Genomic DNA, 24649 nt, shown 5'->3' with positions numbered 1-24649 from the left:
GGGTTCTCGCAAATCTTGCCACTTTAAATGGCAGCGCTATATCAGGGCTTTCCGTCCTGCCTTGCGTCTATTGTGAGATCCGTATGACCACTACCACTGCCCCCGAATCCCAGCCGTTCCAGGCCGAGGTTGCCGAGCTTCTGAACCTGATGGTGCACTCGGTCTATTCGGAGACCGACATCTTCCTGCGCGAGCTGATTTCGAACGCGTCGGACGCCTGCGACAAGCTGCGCTATGAGGCGATCGCGGCCCCCGAGCTGATCGCCGACGGCGCGCCGCCCAAGATCCGCATCTCGCCGAACAAGAAGGCCAATACCCTTGCAGTAGTCGACAGCGGCATCGGCATGGACCGGCAGGAGCTGATCGACAATCTCGGCACTATTGCGCGTTCCGGCACCAAGTCATTTATCTCCCGCCTCACCGAGGCCAAGGACGGCGCCAATCTAATCGGCCAGTTCGGCGTCGGTTTCTATGCGGCGTTCATGGTCGCCGAGCGCATCGTCGTCACCAGCCGCCGCGCCGGCTCCGATCAGGTCTTCGTCTGGTCGTCCTCGGGCGGCAGCGGATTTGAAATCGCGCCGGCCAGCGATGAAGACGCGGCGCGCGTCACCCGCGGCACCGAGATCGTGCTGCACCTGAAAAAGGAAGCGGCGAAGTATCTCGAGACCTATGAGATCGAGCGCATCGTCCGGGCCTGGTCCGACAACATCCAGTTTCCGATCGAACTGGTGCCGGAAGAGGGCGGGCCGCGCCAGATCAATTCAGCCAGCGCGCTCTGGCAGCGGCCGAAATCGGAGCTCAAGCCGGAAGATTACAAGCAGGCCTACCAGCAGGTCGCCGGCGCGTTCGACGAGCCGGCGATGACGCTGCATTACCGCGCCGAGGGCCGGCAGTCCTATGCGGTGCTTTTGTTCGCGCCATCGACCAAGCCGTTCGATTTGTTCGACCAGGCGCGCAAGGGCAAGGTCAAGCTCTATGTCCGCCGCGTCTTCATCGCTGATGATGCCGATCTGTTGCCGGCATACTTGCGCTTCATCCGCGGCGTGATCGACAGCGAGGACCTGCCGCTGAACATCTCGCGCGAGATGCTGCAGAACAATCCGCAGCTCGCGCAGATCCGGAAAGCCGTCACCGGCCGCGTGATATCGGAACTGGAAACTCTCGGCGAGAAGGAGCCGGAGGCGTTCGCCAAGATCTGGGACGCGTTCGGTCCCGTGATCAAGGAAGGCATCTGGGAGGATTACGAGCGGCGCGAGAAGCTGCTGGCGCTGTCGCGCTTCACCACCACGAAGGGCGAGAAGCGTTCGCTGAAGCAATATGTTGATGATATCAGGCCGAACCAGACCGACATCTTTTATCTCACCGGCGAGAGCATCGAGCGGCTGAAGTCGAATCCGAAACTGGAATCTGCAACCGCCCGCGGCATCGAGGTGTTGCTTCTCACCGATCCGGTCGATGCGTTCTGGACCTCGGCGTCGCTCGATTTCGGCGGCAAGCCGCTAAAGTCGCTGAGCCAAGGCGATATCGATTTCGGCCTGATCCCGCTGCTGGACGAAAAGGCCGAGGACAAGAAGGACGAGCCGGGCGCCGATGAAGCCACGACGATTGCGCTGATCAAGGATGCGCTCGGCGAGCGCGTCTCCGACGTGCGCGCCTCGCAGCGGCTGACCTCGAGCGCCTCGTGTCTCGTCGCCGGCGGCGGCGCGCAGGACCGCATGCTCGAGCGGCTGCTCGCGATGCAGAACAGGGGGCCAACCACCAAGCCGATCCTCGAGATCAACCTGCGTCATCCGCTGGTGGTGGCGATCACCGGCGACAAGGATGCGGCCAAGGACCTCTCGTTCCTGCTGCTGGAGCAGGCGCAAATCCTCGATGGCGAATTGCCCGAGGATCCGGCTGCGTTTGCGAACCGGCTCAATCAACTGGTGCTGCGGGGGATCGCGAAGGGGTAGGACGTTTCGCCGCGCGCTGAACCGAAATTCCAATCCGGCCGTATCTGCCACAACGCTGGAATCGGGGTAGCCAGATCGACATGACGACGCCCGACGGCACTGACATTTTCTACGGCGGGATCCCGGTCTTTCGCGGCTTCGGCCGCCTGATGGACCCGGCGATGTATTCGCCGCTGCCGGACGACTGGACCGTCGGCGTCGCCGATATCGTGGAATCGACCAAGGCGATCGCGAACCAGCGTTACAAGGCGGTCAACATGGCGGGTGCCGCGGTCATTGCCGCCGTGACCAATGCGCTCGACGGGCGCGAATTTCCATTCGTGTTCGGCGGCGACGGCGCCAGCTTTGCGGTCGCGTCTAGCGATTTAGCGCGCGCTCGCGAGGCGTTGGCGGCCACAGCCGCATGGGTTCGGCAAGATCTCGATCTGGTGATGCGGGTGGCGCTGGTGCCGATGAAGGACATCCGCGCGCAGGGCCTCGACGTCCGCGTCGCCCGCTTCGGCCCGTCGGACAATCTCTCCTATGCCATGTTTTCTGGCGGAGGGTTGGGCTGGGCGGATGCTGCGATGAAGCGCGGCGAGTTCGCGGTGCCGCCGGCGCCGCCGGGCTCGCAGCCTGATCTCTCCGGCCTGTCGTGCCGGTTCGAGGAAATTCCCTCGGCGCGCGGGCTGATCCTGTCGGTGCTGGTGGTGCCGGCCAAGGGCTCCGATCCGCTCCGCTTTCGCAAGGTGATCGAGGACATCATCAAGCTGGTCGAAGAAACGCCGGATGCCGGGCGGCCGGTGCCGTCAGGCGGCCCACCGCTACGCTGGCCGCCCACTGGCCTGGAGTATGAAGCGCGCGCCGCGCGGGGCGGCCCGCTGTTCAAGCGGCGTACCGTCGTGCTGGCGTTCACGCTGTGGGCCTATGTCGTGATGCGCTTCGGAATCAAGGTCGGCAATTTCGTGCCGAAGAACTATGTGCAGCAGGTGGTGGAGAATTCCGACTTTCGGAAATATGACGACGGCCTGCGGATGATCCTCGACTGCACAACGGAGCTGGAGCGCGCGCTATCAGAGCTTCTGGCCAAGGCCGCGTCGGACAAGATCGTGCGCTATGGCCTGCATCGGCAGGACGCGGCGATGATGACCTGCTTCACGCCATCGGTGATGCGCAGCGATCACGTCCACTTCATCGACGGCGCCCGCGGCGGGTATGCGTCTGCGGCGACCGCGCTGAAGGCGATGGCGGCGTAGATGCCGTAGGTAAATCGCGCCAAACGTCGCCGTTCGAATATGCGACGGCACCCCACCCCAGCCCTCCACCGCAAGCGGGAGAGGCAGCCTTTCGCGTCGCTTGGATGAGCCGTTGCCACGAAGCAGTCGGTTCCCTCTCCCGCTTGCGGGGGAGGGCTAGGGTGGGGGCTGTCTCCGCATCGGCAGTATCAACGTATCGCGCGAACCGTCACCTCCCCACGCGCGTCCAGTTCTCGCCGCCGCAGAGTGCGCCGACGCAGCCTTCGATCCGCAGCGTATCGGGACCCGTCATCGAGATGCTGCTCGCATAGGTGCCACCGTCGTCGGCATTGTAGATCTGGCCCGACCATTTGTTGGCGGCGACAGGCTGCATGCCGTTGAATAGCGGAAGCCCGATCATCGGCCGCGTCTTCAGCGCCGGATTGGGATTCTTGTCATCGACCTGCGGCTTGCCGGTTGACGGATCGATCGGCTCCTTCAGGCCGACGATTACGCCGCAGATACCGCCGCCGCACTTGCTGATCTTCACCCGCGCGTCGCCGGCCTGGGTCTGCCAGACGCCGCCCGGCTCAGCGGCGCCTTGCGCAAGAGCGGACGTGGCCGCCAAAAATGCCGCCGTAACAGCGATGACGAGAGTTTTTGTGCAAGCCATGAATCATTCCTTCGAAAAAGCAGGCTTGCATATCAACAAATCCGATTTTCGCAATGTACGATTGCGTGTGTCGCGTTAGCTGTGGCTTATTTGCTCCAGTCTGTGAGACGAATCGACAGCGCCGTGCCAAGGCCATAGACCACCATGGCAACGCCGACTAGCGCGAACAAGGTCCATGCCGGCGCGCCCATCGAGGCCTGCAGCCATCCGCCGCCACCAACGATCAATAGTCGCGCGGTGCCGGCGATCACGGGGCCACCGACCTTGGCCGCGCCTTGCGACGAGAAGTAAAGGCAGACGCCCATGCCGAAGAAGGCGAACGCCGGTCCTGCCCAGACCAGATAGGAAGAAGCGGCAGCGGTGACGCCGGCGTCGCTGGTGAACATCGAAACCCAGAGCGAAGGCATTACGGCGACGATGAGCCCGATCGCGCCCACCGTGATGGCGGACGCGGCGCCTGCTATCCACGCCACCTGCCGCGCGCGTGACACGAGGCCGGCGCCCATGGCCATGCCGACCATCGGCACCGAGGCGACGCCGAAGGCGAAGGAAATCGGAATGAGCAGAAATTCCAGCCGCGAGCCCATGCCATAGCCGGCCAATGTCTCGGTACCGTAGCCGGCGAGGATCTTGGTGAAGATCAGCACGGTCAGCACGGTCTGCAGCGGCGACAGGCAGGAGACGGCACCGACCCTGAGGATGTCGAAGAACATGTCGCGCTGGAATTTGAAGCCTTTCAGCTTCAGCGTGAGCCGGCTCTGGCCGCTGAGAAGATACCAGGCGAGGAATAGCGCACCCAGCGTGAAAGCAGCGAACTGACCGGCGGCGACGCCGCCCATGCCCAATTTCGGCAGGCCGAACAGACCTAGGCCCAACGCGCCGCCGACCGCGATCTGCACTACGGCGGTGCCGATCAGCGTCACCGACGGAATCCGCATGTCGCCGGTGCCGCGCACCACCGAGGCCAGCGTATTGACCAGCCAGATCGAAATCGCGCCGGCGAACAGCACGTGCGAATATTGCAGGGCCTCGTCGAGCACGCCGCCGCGCCCGCCCATCAGCGTGTAAAACGTGCGGCCGAAGGCCAGCATCATCACCGTGAAGAAAAGGCCCGCGCAGGCGCCGATCATCGCGGCGTGCAGCGCCAGCGTCGCCGCGCGGTCGCGATTGCCCGCGCCGAGCGCACGGCTGATGGCGGAGGAAACGCCGCCGCCCATTGCGCCCGCCGACATCATCTGCGTCAGCATGACGAAGGGAAACACCAGTGCGATCCCGGCGAGCGGCTCGGTGCCGAGCTGGCCGATATAGGAGGTCTCGGCGACGGCCACTAGCGTCGTGCCGACCATGGCGATCGCATTGGGAAGCGCGAGCTTGAGCAGCGTCGGCAGGATCGGGGAGGTGAGGAGCGCGTTGGTCGGCGCGGACGGAATCACGGCAGGACGTATGTCGAGCGGGGCATCAATGGTCATACGTCACCGGTGATCCAAATCAATAGATGATGGGTGACATTTTATCCGGTTATCACGTTACAAGCCACCTGCTGCGAATGCAGGGGCTACCACGGCAGGCCGCATAGGTCGATTATTCCATCGCGCGGCTTGCGCGTGAAATCGAATATGTACGGCGCCATCGCATCGAAGCGAATTTTTCCCTCCGGCTGCTCGGCATAGACCTCGCCATTGAAGCGGTGCCAGCCGCGCGCCTCATAGAAGGCCTCGTTGTGCGGCTCGCAGAACAGGATCGCAAACCGCACAGCTTCGTGATCGCGCAGGGTCCGGACTGCAGCGTTCAGCGCCAGCGTGGCGTAGCCGCGGCCGCGGCAGTCTTCCCGGGTCGAGACCCCGCCGATGCCGCCGATATGGACCTTGCGGCCGTCCCAGGTGACGGTACGGAAGTAAACACCGACATGGCAGGCGAGACCGGGGGAGGGCGAGTCCTCCGGCGCATCGATCAGCACCCGCAGATCGGCATGGGCCCATTTGACGTGACCCCAGGGCAATTTTTCCAGGACATGGCGCGGCCAGACCGCCTGCAGCAGCGGCTCGGCCCGCGGCCATGACGAATCCCCGTTCAGGACGTCGATTTCGATGCTCATGTCATTCCCCTCGTCGCGGCGCCCCTGTCCGTCATACGCTGGACGCGAAGGGGCGTTACGCACTCCCGTCTTGTCAAATTGCGTTGTTTAAGCGCAATGGAACCTTCTATAAGGGTTCCCGTTAGACCAGACCACGTCTCCCATCAGTTCGGACATCACCCATGACCTTCACGCTGCCCAATCTGCCCTATTCCCATGACGCCCTTGCGCCCCACATGTCCAAGGAAACGCTGGAATATCACCACGACAAGCATCACCAGGCTTACGTGACCAACGGAAACAACGCGATCAAGGGGACTGAATTCGAAGGCAAGTCCCTCGAGGAGATCGTCAAGGGTTCGTTCGGCAAGAATCCGGCCGTGTTCAACAATGCCGGCCAGCACTACAACCACCTGCATTTCTGGAACTGGATGAAGCCCAACGGCGGCGGCAGCAAGCTGCCCGGCCGTCTGGAAAAGAAGATCACCGAGGATCTCGGCGGGCTCGAGAAGTTCAAGGCCGATTTCGCCGCCGCCGGCGTCGCCCAGTTCGGCTCCGGCTGGTGCTGGCTGTCGGTCAAAAACGGCAAGCTCGAAATCTCCAAGACCGCCAACGGCGAGAGCCCGCTGGTCTATGGCGCAACCCCGATCCTCGGCTGCGACGTCTGGGAGCACTCCTACTACATCGATTACCGCAACCGCCGTCCCGACTATCTGAAGGCGTTCTGCGATCATCTGATCAACTGGGACTATGTCGACGAGCTGTTCGGCAAGGCCGGCGGTTAAAGGTACAGTCATTCCGGGGCGCGCGTAGCGCGAACTACGGTGCGCGATTGCGCACCATCTCGAGATTCCGGGTTCGATGCTGACGCATCGCCCCGGAATGACATCGGAATAAATTCGTAGGGGCGGTAGCCAGCGGTTGCCGCCTCTTTTTTGTTGCGTTCCGATCCTTGCGCTGATGGTTCGCGTGCGGCACAAGCAGTCCGCCGGGTGACTTCCCTGACGTGGATAGATTGCTGCGATGAGCTATTTGCTGGTCTTTGTCGGTGGCGGCCTCGGCGCAACGTTGCGCCATCTGATCAATCTCACCTGTGCGCGCTGCATCGGCACCGACTTTCCTTGGGGCACTTTCATCATCAACATCACGGGCTCGACCGTGATGGGGCTGATCGCCGGCTATCTAGCCTTCAAGGGCGAGGCATCGCAGCCGTGGCGGCTGTTCCTGATGACCGGCATCCTCGGCGGCTACACAACGTTCTCTGCATACTCGCTCGATGCGGCGCTGCTCTACGAGCGCGGCGAACTCATGCTCGCGGCGCTCTACGTGGTCGGCTCCGTCGTGCTGTCGATCGCAGGCCTGTTCGGCGGCCTTGCACTGGTGCGCCACTTCGCCTGAGCGATATTGCCGCGAGAACACGGACCCGCGTGACATCATCGCATGGGCGTGTCTGAGAAGCGCATGGATACCGTGCGTGCTTCCGTTTGCTTCGCTACAACGGCGGGACTAAGCAGGATGTATCTGCATTACCGGCCAACCCCATCGCCTTGTCCGAACCTCCGCTAAAAGATCCGGCGCCAGCCGATGACACCGAGCCAAAACCCAGGCGCGCCCGCAAGCCGGTCGGCTGGTCGATGATCTTCATTGGCGCGCTCGTTGCCGTCAGCGCTGGGCTGGTATGGCGGCGCGACGGCATCGATGGCGTGCTCGATATCCTCAGCCATGATCTTTGGCTGTTCGGCGAAATCATCCCGCGCGTCTTGGCCGGCTGCCTGCTCGGCGGCTTCATCGCGGAAATTCTGCCGCACGACAAAGTCTCGCGCTCGCTCGGGCCGGAATCGGGTCTCAAGGGCCTTTTGATCGGCACGGCGTTCGGCGCAATCCTCCCGGGTGGCCCCTTTACCGCCTATCCGGTAGCTGCTGCGCTACTGACCGTCGGCGCCGATTTCGGCGCCACCATCGCCATGGTCGTGAGCTGGACCTTGATCGGCTACGGCCGCGCGGTCGCCTGGGAATTGCCGATCCTCGGCACCGATTTCACGCTGTGGCGCATCGTGATCTCGCTGCCGATCCCCGTCCTTGCAGGCTGGCTCGGTCGCATCGTCTTCGTGCGGATCTATCCGAAAGGTGAGCCCGAGTGACGGCATCCGCGTTGATCATCGACATCACGCTGTGGGGCTCGGTCGCGATCCTCGGCTTCATGGCGTGGCGGCGCGGACGCGTCGTGCTGGTGTCGTCGGTGCGCGAAGGTTCGATGGACTTCATCAACATCGTGCCGCGTATTGCGCTCGGCGTGGTCGGCTCGGGCTACATCGCCGCTGTCATCCCGCCGGAAGTGATCACCGGCTGGCTCGGGCCCGACAGCGGCTGGTTCGGCGTATTGACCGCCGTGATTGCCGGCGCCGCGACGCCGGGCGGCCCCGTGGTCGGTTTCTCAATCGGCGCGGTGGCGCTGAAGGTCGGTGGCGGCACACCGCAGGTGATCGCCTATGTCGTCGCCTGGGCGCTGTTCGCATTCCAGCGCATGATCCTCTGGGAAATCCCTTTCATGCCGGCCCGCTTTGTCTGGTTTCGCGCCGCGGTGTCGCTGCCATTTCCGTTTCTGGCGGCAGCGATCGCGATGGTGATCGGCAAGCCGTGAGGGCAGGCGCAAACGGCCTGTCCTGGTGTTGAATCGGACTGAGTCTTGATCCAGTTTAGGTCCATGCAACTTGAATCGACACTGACCTGTCCCTCATGTGGGCACTCGGCCACCGAGACCATGCCGACAGACGCTTGCCAGTTTTTCTATGATTGTCAGCGCTGCGGCACGCGCCTTAAGCCCAAGCCCGGCGATTGCTGCGTTTTCTGCTCGTACGGAACCATGCCGTGCCCGCCGATTCAGATCGACCGCAAGGGAAAGCGTTGAGGCGTGATTGTGTAGCGTGCTCGCCGCGACTATCTTCCGGCTATGGCGGATCATTGCTGCGCGCCACCACCCTTGAACCTCGGACCGCGTCAAGACGTGCGCGCCTTCCGGCGCGTGCTGTGGGCCGTGCTCGGCATCAATGCCGCGATGTTCCTGGTTGAGATCGGCGCTGGCTTGGCTGCCGGCTCTGCCTCACTCCAGGCCGACGCCCTCGATTTTCTTGGCGATGCGGCGAACTACGCGATCAGCCTGTTCGTGGTCGGCATGGCCTTGCGCTATCGGGCCAGCGCTGCGCTCGCCAAGGGCGTCACGATGGGCGTTTTCGGACTGTGGGTTATCGGCGTCACCGGCTGGCATGTCCTGCACGGGACGCTGCCACAGGCCATCACCATGGGCAGTGTCGGCTTTGCTGCGCTCGTCGCCAACGCGCTGTCTTTCCACCTGTTGTGGCGGCACCGCATGGGTGACGCCAACATGCGATCAGCCTGGATTTGCACGCGCAATGATGTGTTGGGCAATCTGGCTGTGTTGCTGGCTGCGCTTGGCGTGTTTGGCACCGGCACCGGTTGGCCTGATACCATCGTTGCTGCGGTTATGGCTGTGCTTGCGCTGCAAGGCGCAGTAACGGTCGTGCGGCACGCTCTGGCTGAGTTGAAGCAGCCCGCTGCAGCTACGGCCTAGGCGATCAGGAAGCCCTGATATCATGCGCAAGCCCGTTGCCGGTCGCGTCACGATCGAACTCTTCACTCGGGCCTGGAAAAAATTGGTGGGACCGTCTGCCTTGCTCTGAAATTCAGACGGTCCCCTGCCAGCCATATTAATTGTCCTGCCCCGTAAGCAGCGGCCATGGCCAGCTAGCGAAACACAAGCAAACCGATTTAAAAATCTTATGACAGAAGCCCTTCGGCTGGTGACCTCTAAAAGGTACCTAACACTGGCGCCAACAGATTATTCCATTTGTCTCCATCTCAGCTCCGCCCGCGCCGCGCCCGTTAACCAGCATCATCTTCGTCAACATCCAGATACCAAGCAGCGCTATACCCCACACATCAGGGTCAGAGGGTGAGACAGGGTGCCAGCGTCCTCCACTTGGCCCATATCCAATATGCCTGGGCCATCCCCGAGCAGAAGGAACGTAAATACCATTCCCGGGACGCTGGCGGCGTCTCCACGCGTAGACTCCCGTAATGTTATATTATAACGTCTCTCGCATGCCGCACTCATATACCCACGATCACTCCCATCACCACCACGGCCACGTCCATTCCCATGGCCCGGCGACGCCGCATCCGGCGCAGGCGGCGCCGTGGTCGATCCTGCGAATGACCGTCGTCGCCCGGCTTGCCGCGGCGCTGGCAGTGTCGGCCGCCCTGTGGGCTGTCGTGCTGGTGGCGATGAGGTGACCATGGGGGTGCAGCTCAAATTCCACAACGTCACGCTCGGTTATGACCGTCATCCGGCGGTGCATCATCTCACCGGCGAGGTTGCCGCCGGCGCGCTGGTGGCGGTGATCGGGCCGAACGGCGCGGGCAAGTCGACGCTGTTCCGCGGGGTGGCCGGGATTCTGAAACCGCTCTCGGGATCGATCGACCTTGGCGGCCTCGATATCCGCGACATCGCCTATCTGCCGCAGAGCGTCGACATCGACCGCAGTTTCCCGATCTCGGTGTTTGATTTCGTCGGCACCGGCCTGTGGCGCTCAATCGGATTTTTCGGCGGCATGGGAAAATCGGTGCGGGACAAGATCACGCGGGCGCTCGCTGCCGTCGGCCTCAACGGATTTGAGGGCCGTTCGATCGGCACGCTGTCCGGGGGGCAGATGCAGCGCCTGCTGTTCGCGCGCGTGCTGCTGCAGGATGCGCGGCTGATCGTGCTGGATGAGCCGTTCAACGCCATCGACACCAAGACCTCGGCCGATCTACTGGCGCTGGTGAAGCGCTGGCATGGCGAGGGCCGAACCGTGCTGGCGGCGCTGCATGACATGGAGTTGGTGCGTGACCATTTTCCGGAAACCCTGCTGCTCGCGCGCGGCCCCGTGGCCTGGGGTGCGACCGCTGAAGTGCTCACGGCAGAAAACCTGATGGTCGCCTTGCGAATGTGCGAGGCGTTCGACGAGAGCGCCGCCGCCTGCTCGGACGACATGCCATCGCAGGCCGCCTGATGCTGTACGACGCGCTGATCGCGCCCTTCACCGAATTCGAATTCATGCGGCGGGCGCTTGCAGCCGTGATCGCGCTGGCGCTCGGCGCGGCTCCAATCGGCGTATTCCTGATGTTGCGACGGATGAGCCTCGTCGGCGACGCCATGGCGCACGCGATCCTGCCGGGCGCTGCGATCGGCTTCCTCGTTTCCGGCCTCAATCTGTTTGCGATGACGACCGGCGGCCTGATCGCTGGCTTCACCGTCGCGCTGCTCGCCGGCCTCGTCGCGCGCAACACCGAGCTGAAGGAGGATGCCTCGCTCGCGACCTTCTATCTGGTCTCGCTCGCGCTCGGCGTCACCATCGTTTCCATCAAGGGCACCAATATCGATCTGTTGCACGTGCTGTTCGGCAACATCCTCGCGATGGACGATCAGACGCTGCTTGTGATCGCCTTCAACGCCACCATCACGCTTGTCGTGATGGCGATCATCTATCGTCCGTTGGTGATCGAATGCGTCGATCCGGTATTCCTGCGCACGGTCAGCCACGCCGGCGCGCCCGCGCATCTGGCGTTCCTGGCGCTCGTTGTCATCAACCTCGTCAACGCCTTTCACGCGCTCGGCACGCTGCTCGGCGTCGGTCTGATGATCCTGCCCGCCGGCATCGCGCGGTTCTGGTCGCGCGACATCACCGGCATGATTTGCATCGCGGTCGCCAGCGCGATTCTTTCGGGTTATGTCGGCATGGTGCTGTCGTTTCAGACCAAAATTCCGTCGGGGCCTGCAATCATCCTGGTTGCCGCCGTGCTCTACGTGGTCTCGCTATTGTTCGGTCCGGTGAGTGGTCTGGTACGCCAGATGTTCCCCGGCCGGCATCTGGAGGCGTAGCCATGATCCGGCTCTGGCTCATCGTTCTCGCCATGTTCGTAGCCGCCAGTCCGGCGCGCGCCGCGGAGCGACTCAATGTCGCCGCCAGCTTCTCGATCATCGGCGATTTCGTTCGCAATGTCGGCCGCGATCGTGTCAGCGTCACGACGCTGGTCGGTCCCGACGGTGACGCACATGTCTATTCCCCGACACCGGCGGATGCCAAGCGCGTCGCGGATGCGAAGCTCGTCTTCGTCAACGGGCTCGGCTTCGAGGGCTGGCTGTCGCGGCTGTTGAAGTCCGCCGGTGGCAAGACGACTGTCGTGACCACGACATCAGGGATAGCGCCGCTCAAGCTCGGCTCAGCGGCCGATCCGCATGCCTGGCAGTCCGTCGCCAATGCGAAGATCTACGTCACCAATATCCGCGACGCGCTGGCTGCGGCGTCGCCCGCGGATGCCGAGGTCTTCAAATCCAATGCCAATGCCTATCTGGCTGAACTCGATGCGCTGGACCGCGAGGTGCGCGAGGCGATTGCAAAAATCCCGGAAGGCCGCCGCAAGGTGATTTCGACCCATGATGCCTTCGGCTATTTCGCCAGTGCCTATGGCGTCGAATTCATCGCGCCGCTCGGCGTCTCGACCGAGTCCGAGGCCAGTGCCCGCGATGTCGCCAAGATCATCACCCAGATCAGGGCGGCGAAAATACCGGCCGTGTTCCTCGAAAATATCACCGATCCACGCCTGATGGGCCGGATCTCGGCCGAGACCGGCGCCAAGGTCGGCGGAACACTCTATTCGGACAGTCTTACCGGCGAAAAGGGCGATTCTCCCACTTACATTGCGATGGTCAGGCACAATATAAAGGCCCTGACCAGCGCGCTGAGCCCATAGGGTAGGGGCCTCCCTGCCTGCCGGCGCGCCTTACAATTTCCGCTCCGGAGCAATTATGTCTGAACTTTCGTCTCAAAAGATTCCAGTGACTGTGCTGACGGGTTATCTCGGCGCCGGCAAGACCACGCTGCTCAACCGCATCCTGTCGGAAAACCACGGCAAGAAATACGCCGTCATCGTCAACGAATTCGGCGAGATCGGCATCGACAACGACCTCATCATCGGCGCCGACGAGGAAGTGTTCGAAATGAACAATGGCTGCGTCTGCTGCACCGTGCGCGGCGATCTCGTGCGCATCATGGACGGCTTGATGAAGCGCAAGGGCAAGTTCGACGCCATCATCGTCGAGACCACGGGCCTCGCCGATCCCGCCCCGGTGGCGCAGACCTTCTTCGTCGACGAGGACGTGCAGAAGAATGCGCGGCTCGATGCGGTCGTCACGGTCGCTGATGCGAAGTGGCTGAGCGACCGTCTGAAGGATGCGCCGGAAGCCAAGAACCAGATCGCGTTCGCCGACGTCATCGTGCTGAACAAGACCGACCTCGTCACCAAGCCGGAGCTCGCCGAAGTCGAGGCCCGCATCCGCGGCATCAACCCTTACGCAAAGCTGCACCGCACCGAGCGCTGCAAGGTGGCGCTCTCAGACGTGCTGGAACGCGGTGCGTTCGATCTCGACCGCATTCTGGAGATCGAGCCGGAATTCCTCGACGCCGGCGACGACCATCATCACGATCATGATCATGATCACAGCCATGGCCATCACCACCACAACGATCACAGCCACAGCCATGGCGGCTTGAAGCACTATCACGACGAGGACATGCAATCGTTGTCGCTGCGCTCGGATAAGCCGCTCGATCCCACCAGGTTCATGCCTTGGCTGCAGAACCTCGTCGCCACCGAGGGACAGAAGATTCTGCGCTCGAAGGGCATTCTTGCCTTCGCGGATGACGACGACCGTTACGTCTTCCAGGGCGTGCACATGATGCTGGAAGGCGATCATCAGCGGAAGTGGAAGGAAGGCGAGCCGCGCGAAAGCCGCGTCGTCTTCATCGGCCGCGAATTGCCTGAAAAGACGATCCGCGAAGGTTTTGAGAGCTGCATTGTCGCTTGAGGCGAAGAAGATCGAATTCATGTCTTCCGAACAGCTCAGCATTGCTTCCATGACCGACCGCGTGAAACCGGTCGCGGTCGGCGCGCCGGTTGCATCAGTGCATTTCCTCGGCGACCGCGCCGCCTTCGTTTGCGCGGAGGAGAAAATTGCGCTCGCCGGTGCCGATGGCGAAGTCTCGCATACCGACGTTCATGGTGGCGCCATCCTCTGCGCGGTGTCCGATGGCGCGCGCGTCGTCACCGGCGGCGATGACGGCAAGGTCGTCGCATTGAACGCAAAGGGCGAGACATCGGTGCTCGCGATCGACGCCAAGCGGCGCTGGATCGATAACGTCGCGCTACATCCCGATGGCGCCGTAGCGTGGTCGGCCGGCAAGACCGCGTTCGTCCGCAGCGGCAAGGGCGAGGAGAAGAGCTTTGATGCGCCGTCGACCGTCGGCGGGCTGGCATTTGCGCCGAAGGGCCTGCGCGTGGCGGTCGCCCATTATGGCGGCGTGACACTGTGGTTTCCCAACATGGCGGCGAAGCCGGAATTTCTGGAATGGGCCGGCTCGCATCTCTCGGTGACTTTCAGCCCGGACAACAAATTCCTCGTCACCGCCATGCACGAGCCGGCGCTGCATGGCTGGCGGCTCGCCGACAACAGGCACATGCGGATGAGCGGCTATCCCGGCCGTGTCCGCTCGATGTCGTGGAGCGCGGGCGGCAAGGGCCTCGCCACCTCGGGCGCCGACAGCGTGATCATCTGGCCGTTCACCAGCAAGGATGGCCCGATGGGCAAGCAGCCGGCGATGCTGGCGCCGCTGCAGGCGCGCGTCTCGGCGGTCGCGTGTCATCCGAAGCAGGAGTTCATGGCGGCAGGCTACAGCGATGGCACCGTGCTGATCGTGCGCTACGAGGATGGCGCGGAAATCCTGGTGCGCCGCAATGGCAGCGAGCCGGTCTCGGCGCTGGCCTGGAACGCCAAGGGCACGCTGCTGGCCTTCGGCACCGAAGACGGCGACGCGGGGATGCTGGAATTTTAATCGATCCGTCGCATTCAGCCGCTATGTGGGGCCATGCGGTTTCTGACGACCTTCCAGATTTATGATTTCATCGACACGCTGGTCAGCCTGGCCACGGCGTTTGTCCTCGGCACCTTGATCGGAGCCGAGCGACAATATCGGCAGCGCACGGCGGGTTTGCGCACCAATGTGCTGGTCGCCGTCGGCGCGGCGGCCTTCGTCGACCTCGCCATGCACCTGACGGGTGCCGACGGCGCGGTGCGCGTGGTTGCCTACGTCGTGTCGGGAATCGGTTTCCTCGGCGCCGGCGTCATCATGAAGCAGGGCATGGACGTGCGTGGTCTCAACACGGCGGCGACGCTATGGGCGTCGGCCGCGGTGGGATCCTGCGCTGGCGCCGACCTGGTAGCCCAAGCGGTGGCGCTCACGATCTTCGTGATTGCCGGCAATACGATGCTGCGTCCACTTGTGAATGCGATAAATCGCATTCCGCTGAACGAGCAGACGTCGGAAGCAACCTATTATTTCAAGCTCGCGGTCACACCTGAGGCGCTGCCCGATCTGCGCGATCGCCTGGTGGAGAAGCTGGAAGCCGCCAACTATCCGGTGGCCGATGTCAATGTGGTTGAGTTCGGCGACGACCTCCTGGAGATCGTGGCGACGCTGGTCAGCACGGCGGTCAATCCCAACGAACTCAATCGCGTTCTGGTCGACCTGAAGCACCAACCCGGCGTGAAGCATGCGACCTGGGAAGTGAGTACGACGGACTAGTTCCGGAGGCGTTTGCCTGGTTAGCGCGCTGTTCCACCGCACGTCATCCACGGAACCAGGCTTCGTCATGATCGTTGGTGTCGCGAACAATTTCGCGGTGACCCACGATGATTCCTGACGACAGGAAACGCGCCTTGAAGAGGGATCTGGCGTTTGCGGCCATGCTAGCCGCGGCGGGCGTGGCGATTTCGGTGCTTTCGCTCGGTCGGATCATGGCCGGAGATCCCCAGCAGATCGCGCAGGCGACGCCGCCGACGCAATCGACGCCGGGCTCGGAAACAAAGCCGCCCGCGCCACCGGAGCCCGGCACGACCGGCCAGAGGCCGCACGAAATTCCGCCGCAACCGGCCCGTCCCGATCCGGAAGCGCAGAAGCGGGGCGCTCAGCCCGCGCTGCCGCCCGCACCGGCGGAGAAAGTCGCGCCGCCGGTCCGCGAGAAATGATCCCACTTTCCCAGCACTGATTGTGCAATCGCAAAATCGTGGCCGCCGAAGGCTGCGGTCGCATGTTCTGCGGCACCGTTGCGCGCCATGACACCTCGTTCGCCCGCATCAATTCGTAGCAGAGGACGCCGACGCCGCCTCCGAACGCCTTGTGTTGGTCCCCAACAAGCGGTTAGGCTTGCCGCAACAATAGTCGGCAGGTCAAACAATCGCCGGCACGCCAGGGAGTGACGCATGCGTGAGTTAACGCCTGATACGATCACGGACGCCGTGCTCGACCAGATGGCGACGACGCCGGACCCGCGCCTGAAGACGATCATGGCGGCAGCGGTCAAACACCTCCATGCCTTCGCCCGCGAGGTCAACCTGACTCCGGCGGAATGGATCAAGGGCATCGAATTCATGACGGCAGCGGGCAAGATGTGCTCGCCGGAGCGGCAGGAATTCATCCTGCTCTCGGATACGCTAGGCCTCTCGGCGCTGATCAATGGCCTGCACGACGCGACGGCCCTCGAGGAAGCCACGCATACCAGCCTGCTCGGCCCGTTCTACCGCGAGGCGGCCCCGACGCTTGCCGCCGGCAGCTCGATCGCCAAAAATCCGAAGCCCGGCACCGAGTGCGTGCTGTATGGCCGCGTCACCGATGCCGCCGGCAAGCCGGTCGCAGGCGCCACGGTTTCGATCTGGCAGACCGGCGCCGATGGCCTCTACGACATCCAGTCCAGCGCGACGTCCGTCGATTACCGCGGCGTGTTCACGACTGATGCAAATGGCCTCTACTTCCTGAAGACCGTCAAGCCGCTCGGCTATTCTATCCCGATGGACGGTCCGGTCGGCGCGATGGTGAAAGCGCAGGCGCGGCATGGCATGCGGCCGGCCCATATTCACTTCCTGGTCGGCGCTGCAGGTTATCGCGAACTGGTCACCGCGCTCTATCTGCGCGACGATCCGCACCTTGACGACGACGTCGTGTTCGGCTCGTCGGGCGATCTCGCGGTCGATGTCGTCGCCAACGATCCGGATTGTCCGATCAAGGGCATGCCGAGCATTCGTTTCGACATGCGGCTGTCGCGCGAAAGCGCCGCCGATAAGACCAGCGGGCGCGTCGGCGCCGATCCATCGGCGATCCTGAAACAAGCTAAAGGCGAACCTGCCCCGGCGGGCGCCGGAGGCTAGCCCGATCCTGACACGGTCCACTTCACCGCAGCCGGGCAAAAGATCCGGCGGATGCAGAACGACAAAGGGGGAATCGATGAAACGCAGAACATTCCTGGGCGGCGCGATGGCTGTCGCGGTAGTTGGGCACGGTTCGAGCGCCTTTGCCCAGCAGCCGCCGATCAAGATCGGCATGTCGATGCCGCAAACCGGCGGTCTTGCCGGCGGCGGCAAGGCGTCGCTGCTTGGCATCGAGATCTGGCGCGACGACGTCAACGCCAAGGGCGGCCTGCTCGGTCGCAAGGTCGAACTCGTCGTCTACGACGACAAGTCGAGCGCCTCGGAGACGCCGGCGATCTACGCCAAGCTGGTCGATGTCGACAAGGTCGATCTGTTGTTCGCGCCCTATGCGACGGTGCCGACAGCGCCGATCATGCCGTTCGTCAAGCAGCGCGGCCTATTGCTGATGGGCAATTTCTCCTTCCAGGTGAACAGCAAGGTCGGCCACGACATGTGGTTCAACAATGCGCCCTGGGGGCCGGCCGATAGCTGGGCGGCCTCGTTCCTCGATCTGGCGCAGAAGGCCGGCGGCAAGAACATGGCGCTGCTGACGGCAGATCAGGAGTTTGCGCAGAACCTCGCGCTGACCGCGCGCGATGTCGCCAAGAAGCGCAACATCCCTGTTGTCTTCGATCAGGTCTATCCACCGAACACGGTGGAATTCTCGTCCATCATTCGCGCGCTCAACGCTGCCAAGCCTGACATCGTCTATGTCGCGTCCTATCCGCCGGATTCCGCGGGCATCCTGCGCGCGGTCAACGAGATCGGCGTCGGCGACAACGTCAAGATTTTCGGCGGGGGCATGGTCGGTCTACAATTTGCCGCCGTGATGTCGAACCTCGGCTCGCTGCTCAACGGCGTGGTGAACTACAACACTTGGCTGCCGGAAAAGAGCATGTATTTCGAAGGCACCAAGGAATTTTTCGACAAGTACACCAAGCGCGCGATAGAAGCCAAGGTCGATCCGCTCGGCTATTATCTGGCGCCATTCGGCTATGCGATGGGCCAGATGATCGAGGCGGCGGTCAATTCCACCAAGTCGCTCGACCAGAAGGGCATCGCGAAATATCTGCGCGAGAACGAGCACAAGACCATCGTCGGCCCGATCGCTTTTGCGGCGGATGGCGAGCGCAAGGAGACCGCGACGCTGCAGGCGCAGTTCCGCGGCGTCAAGGACAAGGACATCGAGCAGTTCCGCTCCCCCGGCAAGCAGGTGATCCTGTTTCCCGAGAAGCTGAAAACCGGCGAACTCATCAGTCCCTTCGAGGCGGCGCGAAAGTAGGCCTCGTGGCTTTTCCGGCTCGGAGCCAAAGGGGGACCTGACGTGTTTTCGATCGACCTGCTGCTTGGGGCAGTGGTGCTCGGGGTGCTGCTCGGCTGCTTCTATGCAGCCGTCAGCGTCGGCTTGTCAGTCTCGTTTGGGCTGCTTGACGTGCCCCACGTCGCGCATCCCGCCTTCCTGGTGCTGGCGTCCTACGGCGTCTACCAGCTCAACGAGAGCTACGACATCGATCCACTGCTGGCGGGGCTTGCGATCACGCCGCTGTTCTTCCTGTTCGGCCTGCTCGCCTACCGCACCTATCACGAGACCTTCGAGAAGCGCGGCAGCGATGCCGCCGTGCGCGGCATCGCGTTCTTCTTCGGCATCGCCTTCATCATCGAGGTCTTGATCATCCTGCAGTTCGGCGTCGACCAGCGCTCGGTCACCGCGACCTATATCGGAAAATCCTGGCGTTTCGGCGAAATGCGGATTCCGATCCGGCAACTGGTCGCGTTCGCGGTGGCCTTGACGCTGACAGCGCTGCTTGCGGTCTACCTGTCAAAAACCTTCATGGGCCGCGCGATCCGCGCGGTCGCGCAGGACGAGGAGGCGTTGCGGCTGATGGGCGCCAATCCGGTCCGCATCAAGCAATATGCCTTCGGCATCGCCACCGCCGTGCTCGGGATCGCCGGCGCGCTTCTGATCATCGTGGCGCCGGTCGAGCCGACGCTCGACCGTGCCTATATCGGACGCACCTTTTGCGTCGTGGTCATGGCCGGGCTCGGCAGCATCAGCGGCACGCTGATCGCCGCGATCATTCTTGGCGTCGCCGAATCGATCGTGCTGACCCTGTTCGGCGCCTCATGGGCGCCGGCGATCTCGTTCGCGATGCTGCTCGGCGTGCTGGCCGTTCGCCCGCAAGGTCTGCTCGGCCGATGACAGGGCATCGCAACAGCATCATCTTCTGGGGCGGGGTGGCCGTCTTCCTCGTCGCCGTGCTGACGATGACGCAAATCGTCCGCAACGAATATCCGTTCTTTGCCGGCTACGTCATCCTGCAGTTCATCGCGCTCGCGGTGGCCTGGAGTATCCTCGGCGGCTATGCCGGTTACGTCAATTTCGGCACAAACGCCTTCTTTGGAGTCGGCGTCTACACAGCGGTCGCGCTGTTCAAGGCGACGGGTGCGCCGCTCGTAGTGCAGATCGCCGCCGCCGCCGTCGTTGGTATGACGCTTGGCTTCGGCGTGGGTCTTCTGACCTTGCGGATGCGCGGCATCTTCTTCTCGATCGCGACGATCGCGCTTGCCATCATCATCGAGACCTTCGTGATGAACTGGCGGTTCGTCGGCGGCGCGGCCGGCATCCAGATCCAGCGACCACCGGTAATGGCGCCATTCGACAGTTACGTTAAGATGCTGTTCTTCGTGCAGGCGATCCTGGCGGTCACAGCGATTTCGATCGCGCGCTACATCCAGAATTCGAAGGTAGGCCGCGGCCTGCAGGCGCTGCGGGACGACGAGCTCGCCGCCGAATGCACCGGTGTGCCGACGCTAAAGCTGAAACTGATCGCCTGCATGATATCGGGCGCGCTGATTTCCGCGGCCGGCGCGCCTGCGGCGATGTATCTGCAATACGCCGATCCGTTCTCGGCGTTCAATCTCACTTATTCCGTTTCGGCGCTTGCCATGGCGTTGATCGGCGGGACCGCGCACTGGATCGGACCGGTACTCGGCGCGATCCTGCTCGGCTCGACGCAACAGTTCCTTGCCGTGACAATCTCGTCCGAGGTCAACGTGCTGGTGCTCGGCATCATGCTAGTGCTGTTCGTGGTCGGCGCACCCAAGGGCATCATCGGGCTGTTGCGGCCGCGCTATCGTCTGCGTGCGGGAGGCAAGCCATGACCACGCCCGCCGCAACTGAGGCGCCGCTGCTGCAGGTCGGGGCCATCACCAAGACGTTTGGCGGCTTTACCGCGCTCGACAATATCAGCGTTGATATCCGACAAGGCGAACGGTTCGGCCTGATCGGGCCGAACGGCTCGGGCAAGACGACGCTGATCAACTGCATTTCCGGCGCGCTGCGCCCGCAGGCCGGCAGCGTGATTTTTCGCGGCGAGGACATCACGCTACTTCCGCCGCACTTGCGCGCCCGCCGCGGCATTGCCCGCAGCTTCCAGATTCCACGGCCGTTCAAGAGCATGACCGTGCTGGAAAACCTCATGGTCGGGCTCGATTTTGCCGCAACCGGTTCGCGCCAGCCGGAGGAAGAGGCCGCGATGTCAATCCTGACGCGGATGGGGCTGGCCGCGAAAGCCGATGCGCCGAGCAATACGCTGAGCCAGGTCGAACTGCGCAAGATGGAGCTCGCCCGCGCCATGGCGGTGCGGCCGAAGCTCCTGATTTCTGACGAGGCGATGGCCGGGCTTTCCTCTTCCGAAGTCGACGAGGTGCTCGATCTCCTGATCAGCCTCGGCGAGGAAGATATCACCATCATCATGATCGAGCATATCATGCAGGCGGTGATGCGCTTCTCGGAACGGGTGATGTGTCTCGACGCCGGCAAGATCATCGCGCTCGGCGCGCCTGATGAAGTGATGGCCAACAAGCGGGTGCAGGAGGCCTATCTTGGCACTTAGCCTTGCCGTCGAAGGCCTCGATGCCGGCTATGGCGCCGTCAAGGCGCTGCGCGGCGTCACGCTCCATGTCGAGGCCGGCGAGACCGTTGCCCTGCTCGGCACCAACGGCAACGGCAAGAGCACGCTGATGAAGTGCGTCATCGGCCTGGTCCGCCCCGATCGCGGCAGGCTCTCGCTCTCGATCGACGGTGTGGCGCACGACCTTACAAAACTCTCGCCGGAGGCGATCGTCGATCTCGGTGTGGCGCTGGTGCCGGAAGGACGGCGGCTGTTTCCCAAGCTGACGGTGACGGAAAACCTGATGCTCGGCGCGTTCCGCAAGGCCGCGCGCACCACGATCGACGGCAACCTCGCGCTCGTCTTCGACACTTTTCCCGTGCTGAAGGAGCGCCGCCATCAGCTCGCCGGCACCATGTCCGGCGGACAGCAGCAGATGCTGGCGATCGCCCGCGCGCTGATGTCGTCGCCGCGACTGCTCCTGATCGACGAGCCGTCTGTCGGGCTGTCGCCGTTACTCGTATCGCAGACCATTGCCAAGATCGGCGAGCTCAAGCAACGCGTCGGCCTGACCGTGTTGATGGCGGAGCAGAATTTCAACCAGGCGATCCGCATCGCCGATCGCGGCTACATCATCGTCCACGGCGAGATCGCGGTCGCCGCCCAATCGGTCGACGAATTGAAGGCCAACGACATCGTCAAGCGGCTCTATCTCGGCGGCGTGGTGTGAGCGATATGACGGCATCGTGACGTTGTGCCGCTTCTTCGGCCTCGCCTGCTGTTATCGTCTGCCTCATAATCTCATTGCGTCAGTTCAGATGACAAATGGGGCAGGCCATGAAGATCGATGACGTCAGGCGAACCGCCTATTCGATGCCGCTGACCAACCCGTCATTCCCGCCGGGGCCGTACCGTTTCTTCAACCGCGAATTTTTCATCATCACCTATCGCACCGATCCCGAGGCGCTCGCTGCCGTGGTGCCTGAGCCACTCGAAGTCGTGGAGTCGCTCGTCAAATACGAATTCATCCGCATGCCTGATTCAACCGGCTTCGGCGATTACACCGAGACCGGCCAGGTGATCCCCGTCCGTTTCAAGGGCGAGGAGGGCGTCTACGTTCATTCGATGTATCTCGATGACGAGGGGCCGATCGCCGGCGGCCGCGAACTCTGGGGCTTTCCGAAGAAGCTGGCGTCGCCGAAGATCGCCGTCGAGAGCGATGTGCTGGTCGGCACGCTGCATTACGGCTCGGTGCTGTGCGCCTCCGCCACCATGGGCTACAAGCACCGCCCGGTCGATCACGATGCGGTGCTCAAGGCGATGAAGGCGCCGAACTTCATGCTCAAGATCATCCCGCATGTCGATGGGAGCCCACGGATTTGCGAGCTGGTGCGCTATTATCTCGAAGACATCACGCTGAAGGAGGCCTGGACCGGCCCCGCGGCGCTCGGCCTGTTTCCGCATGCGCTCGCCGACGTCGCTCGGCTCCCGGTGCGCGAAGTGGTCTCCGCGCTGCATTTCAAGGCCGATCTGACGCTCGGCCTCGGAACGGTGGCGTTCGATTACATGGCGAAGTGAGGGCTCGGGCTCGCGATCAGATCGCGCCCCGGAGCGTGCAGGCGGTCGAGCAGGTCGTGACCACGCCGCGCTCGCAGGCGATGCACACCGCGACGCACTGCTTCTTGTCCTTGGGATTGTACTGGCTGTAGAGCTTGCGCGCGCAATTGTCGATCGAGCCCGTCACCTCGGCATGGCTGCCGCTCTCGGGCGTGCACGCGGCCAATGCCGCGGCTGCCAGGATGATGGCAATGATGACGCGCATATCGGTTGCTCCAACCGGAGCCGTCGCGCGGACCAAGCGGCGACGGCCATGGGCCCTCGCAAAAATTATCCTTCAGGATTGCGCGATTGAGTTAATCGAGGGTTACGGAGAATTGCAGTTCTCGTAGGTAGTTTTACGCCCGGTCGGGGAAGCAGATGTGCGCTGCAGCGAGAACTGCAGCGCACTTCTAGCGGTGTTAGCGCACCAGCACATTCCTGAACTGCCAGGGATCCGACGTGTCGATATCTTCCGGGAATAGCCCCGGACGGTCGGTCAGCGGCGTCCAGTCGGTGTAGTAGCCCTTTACGGGGCCGAGATACGGCATCTGGATTTCGAGGCAGCGGCGGAAATCCATCTCGTCGGCCTCGACGATGCCGGCTTCCGGATTTTCCAGCGCCCACACCATGCCGGCCAGCACGGCCGACGACACCTGCATGCCGGTGGCGTTCTGGTACGGCGCGACGAGGCGGGTCTCCTCGATCGAGAGCTGCGAGCCGTACCAATAGGCGTTCTTGGCGTGGCCGTAGAGGAGCACGCCGAGCTCGTCGATGCCGTCGACGACCTCGTGCTCGTCCAGAATGTGCCAACTCGACTGCATCTTGCCGGTTGCGCCGAACATCTCGTGCAGCGACAGCACGGCGTCGTTGGCCGGGTGGTAGGCGTAGTGGCAGGTCGGGCGATAGGTCAACTTGTCGCCATCGCGCAGCGTGAAATAGTCCGCAATCGAGATCGACTCGTTGTGGGTGACGAGGAAGCCGTATTGCGGCCCCGGCGTCGGGCACCATGAGCGTACGCGGGTGTTGGCGCCCGGCTGCAGCAGATAGATCGCCGCACCGCAGCCTTCGGTGTGCTGGCGGCCGTTCTCCGGCATCCATGTCTCGTGGGTACCCCAGCCAAGCTCTGCCGGCTGCATGCCTTCGGACACGAATCCTTCCACCGACCAGGTGTTGACGAAAACATTCAGCGGCTTCGGATTCCTGGAGCGCTGGGTGTCGCGCTCGGCGATGTGGATGCCTTTGACGCCGAGCTTGTGCGCGAGCTGAGCCCAACCCTCGCGGCTCTTCGGCTCGTTGAAAGGCGTGTTGGTGTCGCGAGCGATATCGAGCAGCGCCTGCTTGACGAACCAGGATACCATGCCGGGATTGGCACCGCAGGTGGAGACGGCGGTCGTGCCGCCCGGGCTCTTGCGCTTGGCGGCGAGCAAGGTCTCGCGCAGGGCGTAGTTGGAGCGCTTTTCGGGGCCGATGTTCTTGTCGAAATAGAAACCCGCCCAAGGCTCCACCACGGTATCTATGTAGAGCGCGCCGATTTCCCGGCACATGGTCATGATGTCGACCGAGGAGGTGTCGACCGAGAGGTTGACGCAGAATCCCTGGCCACCGCCTTCGGTGAGCAGCGGGATCAGGAATTCGCGATAATTGTCGCGGGTCACGGCTTGCTTGATGAAGCGCACGCCGTGTTTCTTGGCGAGCTCGCCATCTTCATGCGGATCGATGATGACGAAGCGCGACTTGTCATAGTCGAAATGGCGCTCGATCAAGGGCAGCGTGCCTTTGCCGATCGAACCGAAGCCGATCATCACGATGGGGCCAGTGACTTTCGCGTGAATTTTCGCGAGTGCGTTCATCAGTTGGTCTCCGGAAACTGAAATTCGTGGGAATGGAG

28 protein-coding genes are annotated in these 24649 nt (G+C 63.1%); 23 read left to right on the top strand and 5 right to left on the bottom strand.

Going from position 1 to position 24649, the window contains the following annotated elements:
* Positions 1–83 precede the first annotated feature (83 nt).
* Entirely contained in the window at positions 84–1952 is a 1869-nt protein-coding gene (htpG, locus tag J6524_RS13150; RefSeq protein ID WP_225671087.1) for a molecular chaperone HtpG, read from the top strand.
* A gap of 80 nt (positions 1953–2032) precedes the next feature.
* Positions 2033–3187, top strand: a complete 1155-nt coding sequence (locus J6524_RS13145) for a DUF3095 domain-containing protein (RefSeq protein ID WP_225671086.1) — start codon at positions 2033–2035, stop codon at positions 3185–3187.
* 208 nt (positions 3188–3395) lie between these two features.
* On the opposite strand, the gene J6524_RS13140 is transcribed toward J6524_RS13145, so the two are convergent.
* The 3 genes from J6524_RS13140 to J6524_RS13130 form a co-directional block, all read right to left on the bottom strand.
* Positions 3396–3839, bottom strand: a complete 444-nt coding sequence (locus J6524_RS13140) for a DUF2147 domain-containing protein (RefSeq protein ID WP_225671085.1) — start codon at positions 3837–3839, stop codon at positions 3396–3398.
* Positions 3840–3925: 86 nt separating this feature from the next.
* The gene (locus J6524_RS13135) at positions 3926–5308 is read right to left on the bottom strand and encodes an MATE family efflux transporter (protein WP_225671084.1); all 1383 of its coding nucleotides are present in this window, start codon (positions 5306–5308) and stop codon (positions 3926–3928) included.
* 86 nt (positions 5309–5394) lie between these two features.
* On the bottom strand, positions 5395–5934 hold the full coding sequence (locus tag J6524_RS13130) for a GNAT family N-acetyltransferase (RefSeq protein ID WP_225671083.1): 540 nt from the start codon (positions 5932–5934) through the stop codon (positions 5395–5397).
* A gap of 161 nt (positions 5935–6095) precedes the next feature.
* On the opposite strand from J6524_RS13130, the gene J6524_RS13125 reads away from it, so the two are divergent.
* From J6524_RS13125 to J6524_RS13025, 21 genes are all read left to right on the top strand, one after another.
* Positions 6096–6698: a superoxide dismutase gene (locus tag J6524_RS13125; protein ID WP_225671082.1), complete on the top strand. Its 603-nt coding sequence runs from the start codon at positions 6096–6098 to the stop codon at positions 6696–6698.
* Positions 6699–6936: 238 nt separating this feature from the next.
* Positions 6937–7311 carry a fluoride efflux transporter CrcB gene (crcB, locus tag J6524_RS13120; RefSeq protein WP_225671081.1) on the top strand — a complete coding sequence of 125 codons (375 nt, stop codon included), beginning with the start codon at positions 6937–6939 and terminating at the stop codon, positions 7309–7311.
* Positions 7312–7460: 149 nt separating this feature from the next.
* The gene (locus tag J6524_RS13115; protein ID WP_225671079.1) at positions 7461–8054 is read left to right on the top strand and encodes a permease; all 594 of its coding nucleotides are present in this window, start codon (positions 7461–7463) and stop codon (positions 8052–8054) included.
* A 59-nt stretch (positions 8055–8113) separates the two neighbouring features.
* Positions 8114–8554, top strand: a complete 441-nt coding sequence (locus tag J6524_RS13110) for a permease (protein WP_249789453.1) — start codon at positions 8114–8116, stop codon at positions 8552–8554.
* 63 nt (positions 8555–8617) lie between these two features.
* Positions 8618–8821: a GDCCVxC domain-containing (seleno)protein gene (locus J6524_RS13105; protein WP_225671075.1), complete on the top strand. Its 204-nt coding sequence runs from the start codon at positions 8618–8620 to the stop codon at positions 8819–8821.
* Between the two features lie 42 nt (positions 8822–8863).
* Positions 8864–9502: a cation efflux transmembrane domain-containing protein gene (locus J6524_RS13100; protein ID WP_225671073.1), complete on the top strand. Its 639-nt coding sequence runs from the start codon at positions 8864–8866 to the stop codon at positions 9500–9502.
* Positions 9503–10032: 530 nt separating this feature from the next.
* The gene (locus J6524_RS13095; protein ID WP_225671071.1) at positions 10033–10224 is read left to right on the top strand and encodes a hypothetical protein; all 192 of its coding nucleotides are present in this window, start codon (positions 10033–10035) and stop codon (positions 10222–10224) included.
* Positions 10225–10226: 2 nt separating this feature from the next.
* Complete coding sequence (locus tag J6524_RS13090; protein ID WP_225671069.1) at positions 10227–10982, top strand: metal ABC transporter ATP-binding protein; 756 nt, start codon at positions 10227–10229, stop codon at positions 10980–10982.
* Positions 10982–11851, top strand: a complete 870-nt coding sequence (locus J6524_RS13085; RefSeq protein WP_225671067.1) for a metal ABC transporter permease — start codon at positions 10982–10984, stop codon at positions 11849–11851. Before J6524_RS13090 ends, J6524_RS13085 begins: the two co-directional genes overlap by 1 nt.
* Positions 11852–11853: 2 nt before the next feature.
* Positions 11854–12723: a metal ABC transporter solute-binding protein, Zn/Mn family gene (locus tag J6524_RS13080; RefSeq protein ID WP_225671065.1), complete on the top strand. Its 870-nt coding sequence runs from the start codon at positions 11854–11856 to the stop codon at positions 12721–12723.
* Positions 12724–12778: 55 nt separating this feature from the next.
* On the top strand, positions 12779–13837 hold the full coding sequence (locus tag J6524_RS13075) for a CobW family GTP-binding protein (RefSeq protein ID WP_225671063.1): 1059 nt from the start codon (positions 12779–12781) through the stop codon (positions 13835–13837).
* A gap of 19 nt (positions 13838–13856) precedes the next feature.
* Complete coding sequence (locus J6524_RS13070; protein WP_225671061.1) at positions 13857–14861, top strand: WD40 repeat domain-containing protein; 1005 nt, start codon at positions 13857–13859, stop codon at positions 14859–14861.
* Positions 14862–14894: 33 nt separating this feature from the next.
* Entirely contained in the window at positions 14895–15611 is a 717-nt protein-coding gene (locus tag J6524_RS13065) for an MgtC/SapB family protein (protein WP_225671059.1), read from the top strand.
* Between the two features lie 134 nt (positions 15612–15745).
* Positions 15746–16054, top strand: coding sequence for a hypothetical protein (locus tag J6524_RS13060; protein ID WP_312002381.1), 309 nt, complete (start codon positions 15746–15748; stop codon positions 16052–16054).
* A gap of 234 nt (positions 16055–16288) precedes the next feature.
* The gene (locus J6524_RS13055; RefSeq protein ID WP_225671055.1) at positions 16289–17230 is read left to right on the top strand and encodes a dioxygenase family protein; all 942 of its coding nucleotides are present in this window, start codon (positions 16289–16291) and stop codon (positions 17228–17230) included.
* Between the two features lie 76 nt (positions 17231–17306).
* Complete coding sequence (locus J6524_RS13050; protein ID WP_225671053.1) at positions 17307–18551, top strand: amino acid ABC transporter substrate-binding protein; 1245 nt, start codon at positions 17307–17309, stop codon at positions 18549–18551.
* 42 nt (positions 18552–18593) lie between these two features.
* Positions 18594–19469 carry a branched-chain amino acid ABC transporter permease gene (locus J6524_RS13045; protein WP_225671051.1) on the top strand — a complete coding sequence of 292 codons (876 nt, stop codon included), beginning with the start codon at positions 18594–18596 and terminating at the stop codon, positions 19467–19469.
* Positions 19466–20431, top strand: a complete 966-nt coding sequence (locus J6524_RS13040; RefSeq protein ID WP_225671049.1) for a branched-chain amino acid ABC transporter permease — start codon at positions 19466–19468, stop codon at positions 20429–20431. The genes J6524_RS13045 and J6524_RS13040 overlap by 4 nt, the downstream gene beginning before the upstream one ends.
* The gene (locus tag J6524_RS13035) at positions 20428–21165 is read left to right on the top strand and encodes an ABC transporter ATP-binding protein (RefSeq protein ID WP_225671047.1); all 738 of its coding nucleotides are present in this window, start codon (positions 20428–20430) and stop codon (positions 21163–21165) included. The genes J6524_RS13040 and J6524_RS13035 overlap by 4 nt, the downstream gene beginning before the upstream one ends.
* Positions 21155–21892: an ABC transporter ATP-binding protein gene (locus J6524_RS13030; RefSeq protein ID WP_225671045.1), complete on the top strand. Its 738-nt coding sequence runs from the start codon at positions 21155–21157 to the stop codon at positions 21890–21892. Before J6524_RS13035 ends, J6524_RS13030 begins: the two co-directional genes overlap by 11 nt.
* 107 nt (positions 21893–21999) lie before the next feature.
* Positions 22000–22740: an acetoacetate decarboxylase gene (locus J6524_RS13025; RefSeq protein WP_225671043.1), complete on the top strand. Its 741-nt coding sequence runs from the start codon at positions 22000–22002 to the stop codon at positions 22738–22740.
* 16 nt (positions 22741–22756) lie between these two features.
* On the opposite strand, the gene J6524_RS13020 is transcribed toward J6524_RS13025, so the two are convergent.
* On the bottom strand, positions 22757–22984 hold the full coding sequence (locus tag J6524_RS13020) for a hypothetical protein (protein WP_225671041.1): 228 nt from the start codon (positions 22982–22984) through the stop codon (positions 22757–22759).
* A 196-nt stretch (positions 22985–23180) separates the two neighbouring features.
* Entirely contained in the window at positions 23181–24611 is a 1431-nt protein-coding gene (locus J6524_RS13015; protein WP_225671039.1) for a homospermidine synthase, read from the bottom strand.
* Positions 24612–24649 lie beyond the last annotated feature (38 nt).

The organism is Bradyrhizobium hereditatis (genome assembly GCF_020329435.1).
Taxonomy (GTDB): domain Bacteria; phylum Pseudomonadota; class Alphaproteobacteria; order Rhizobiales; family Xanthobacteraceae; genus Bradyrhizobium; species Bradyrhizobium hereditatis.
The sequence above is the reverse complement of the archived record's forward strand: the minus strand, read 5'-3'. Positions and strand labels throughout refer to the sequence as shown.

Bases quoted from the DNA above. Each gene is read 5' to 3' on its own strand.
- J6524_RS13140 (WP_225671085.1), bottom strand. From the start codon at position 3,839: ATGGCTTGCACAAAAACTCTCGTCATCGCTGTTACGGCGGCATTTTTG.
- J6524_RS13070 (WP_225671061.1), top strand. From the start codon at position 13,857: ATGTCTTCCGAACAGCTCAGCATTGCTTCCATGACCGACCGCGTGAAA.
- J6524_RS13110 (WP_249789453.1), top strand. From the start codon at position 8,114: ATGGCGTGGCGGCGCGGACGCGTCGTGCTGGTGTCGTCGGTGCGCGAA.
- J6524_RS13135 (WP_225671084.1), bottom strand. From the start codon at position 5,308: ATGACCATTGATGCCCCGCTCGACATACGTCCTGCCGTGATTCCGTCC.
- J6524_RS13090 (WP_225671069.1), top strand. From the start codon at position 10,227: ATGGGGGTGCAGCTCAAATTCCACAACGTCACGCTCGGTTATGACCGT.
- J6524_RS13095 (WP_225671071.1), top strand. From the start codon at position 10,033: ATGCCGCACTCATATACCCACGATCACTCCCATCACCACCACGGCCAC.
- J6524_RS13055 (WP_225671055.1), top strand. From the start codon at position 16,289: ATGCGTGAGTTAACGCCTGATACGATCACGGACGCCGTGCTCGACCAG.
- J6524_RS13125 (WP_225671082.1), top strand. From the start codon at position 6,096: ATGACCTTCACGCTGCCCAATCTGCCCTATTCCCATGACGCCCTTGCG.
- htpG (WP_225671087.1), top strand. From the start codon at position 84: ATGACCACTACCACTGCCCCCGAATCCCAGCCGTTCCAGGCCGAGGTT.
- J6524_RS13130 (WP_225671083.1), bottom strand. From the start codon at position 5,934: ATGAGCATCGAAATCGACGTCCTGAACGGGGATTCGTCATGGCCGCGG.
- J6524_RS13035 (WP_225671047.1), top strand. From the start codon at position 20,428: ATGACCACGCCCGCCGCAACTGAGGCGCCGCTGCTGCAGGTCGGGGCC.
- J6524_RS13040 (WP_225671049.1), top strand. From the start codon at position 19,466: ATGACAGGGCATCGCAACAGCATCATCTTCTGGGGCGGGGTGGCCGTC.
- crcB (WP_225671081.1), top strand. From the start codon at position 6,937: ATGAGCTATTTGCTGGTCTTTGTCGGTGGCGGCCTCGGCGCAACGTTG.
- J6524_RS13105 (WP_225671075.1), top strand. From the start codon at position 8,618: ATGCAACTTGAATCGACACTGACCTGTCCCTCATGTGGGCACTCGGCC.
- J6524_RS13020 (WP_225671041.1), bottom strand. From the start codon at position 22,984: ATGCGCGTCATCATTGCCATCATCCTGGCAGCCGCGGCATTGGCCGCG.
- J6524_RS13145 (WP_225671086.1), top strand. From the start codon at position 2,033: ATGACGACGCCCGACGGCACTGACATTTTCTACGGCGGGATCCCGGTC.
- J6524_RS13085 (WP_225671067.1), top strand. From the start codon at position 10,982: ATGCTGTACGACGCGCTGATCGCGCCCTTCACCGAATTCGAATTCATG.
- J6524_RS13100 (WP_225671073.1), top strand. From the start codon at position 8,864: ATGGCGGATCATTGCTGCGCGCCACCACCCTTGAACCTCGGACCGCGT.
- J6524_RS13015 (WP_225671039.1), bottom strand. From the start codon at position 24,611: ATGAACGCACTCGCGAAAATTCACGCGAAAGTCACTGGCCCCATCGTG.
- J6524_RS13025 (WP_225671043.1), top strand. From the start codon at position 22,000: ATGAAGATCGATGACGTCAGGCGAACCGCCTATTCGATGCCGCTGACC.
- J6524_RS13050 (WP_225671053.1), top strand. From the start codon at position 17,307: ATGAAACGCAGAACATTCCTGGGCGGCGCGATGGCTGTCGCGGTAGTT.
- J6524_RS13080 (WP_225671065.1), top strand. From the start codon at position 11,854: ATGATCCGGCTCTGGCTCATCGTTCTCGCCATGTTCGTAGCCGCCAGT.
- J6524_RS13065 (WP_225671059.1), top strand. From the start codon at position 14,895: ATGCGGTTTCTGACGACCTTCCAGATTTATGATTTCATCGACACGCTG.
- J6524_RS13075 (WP_225671063.1), top strand. From the start codon at position 12,779: ATGTCTGAACTTTCGTCTCAAAAGATTCCAGTGACTGTGCTGACGGGT.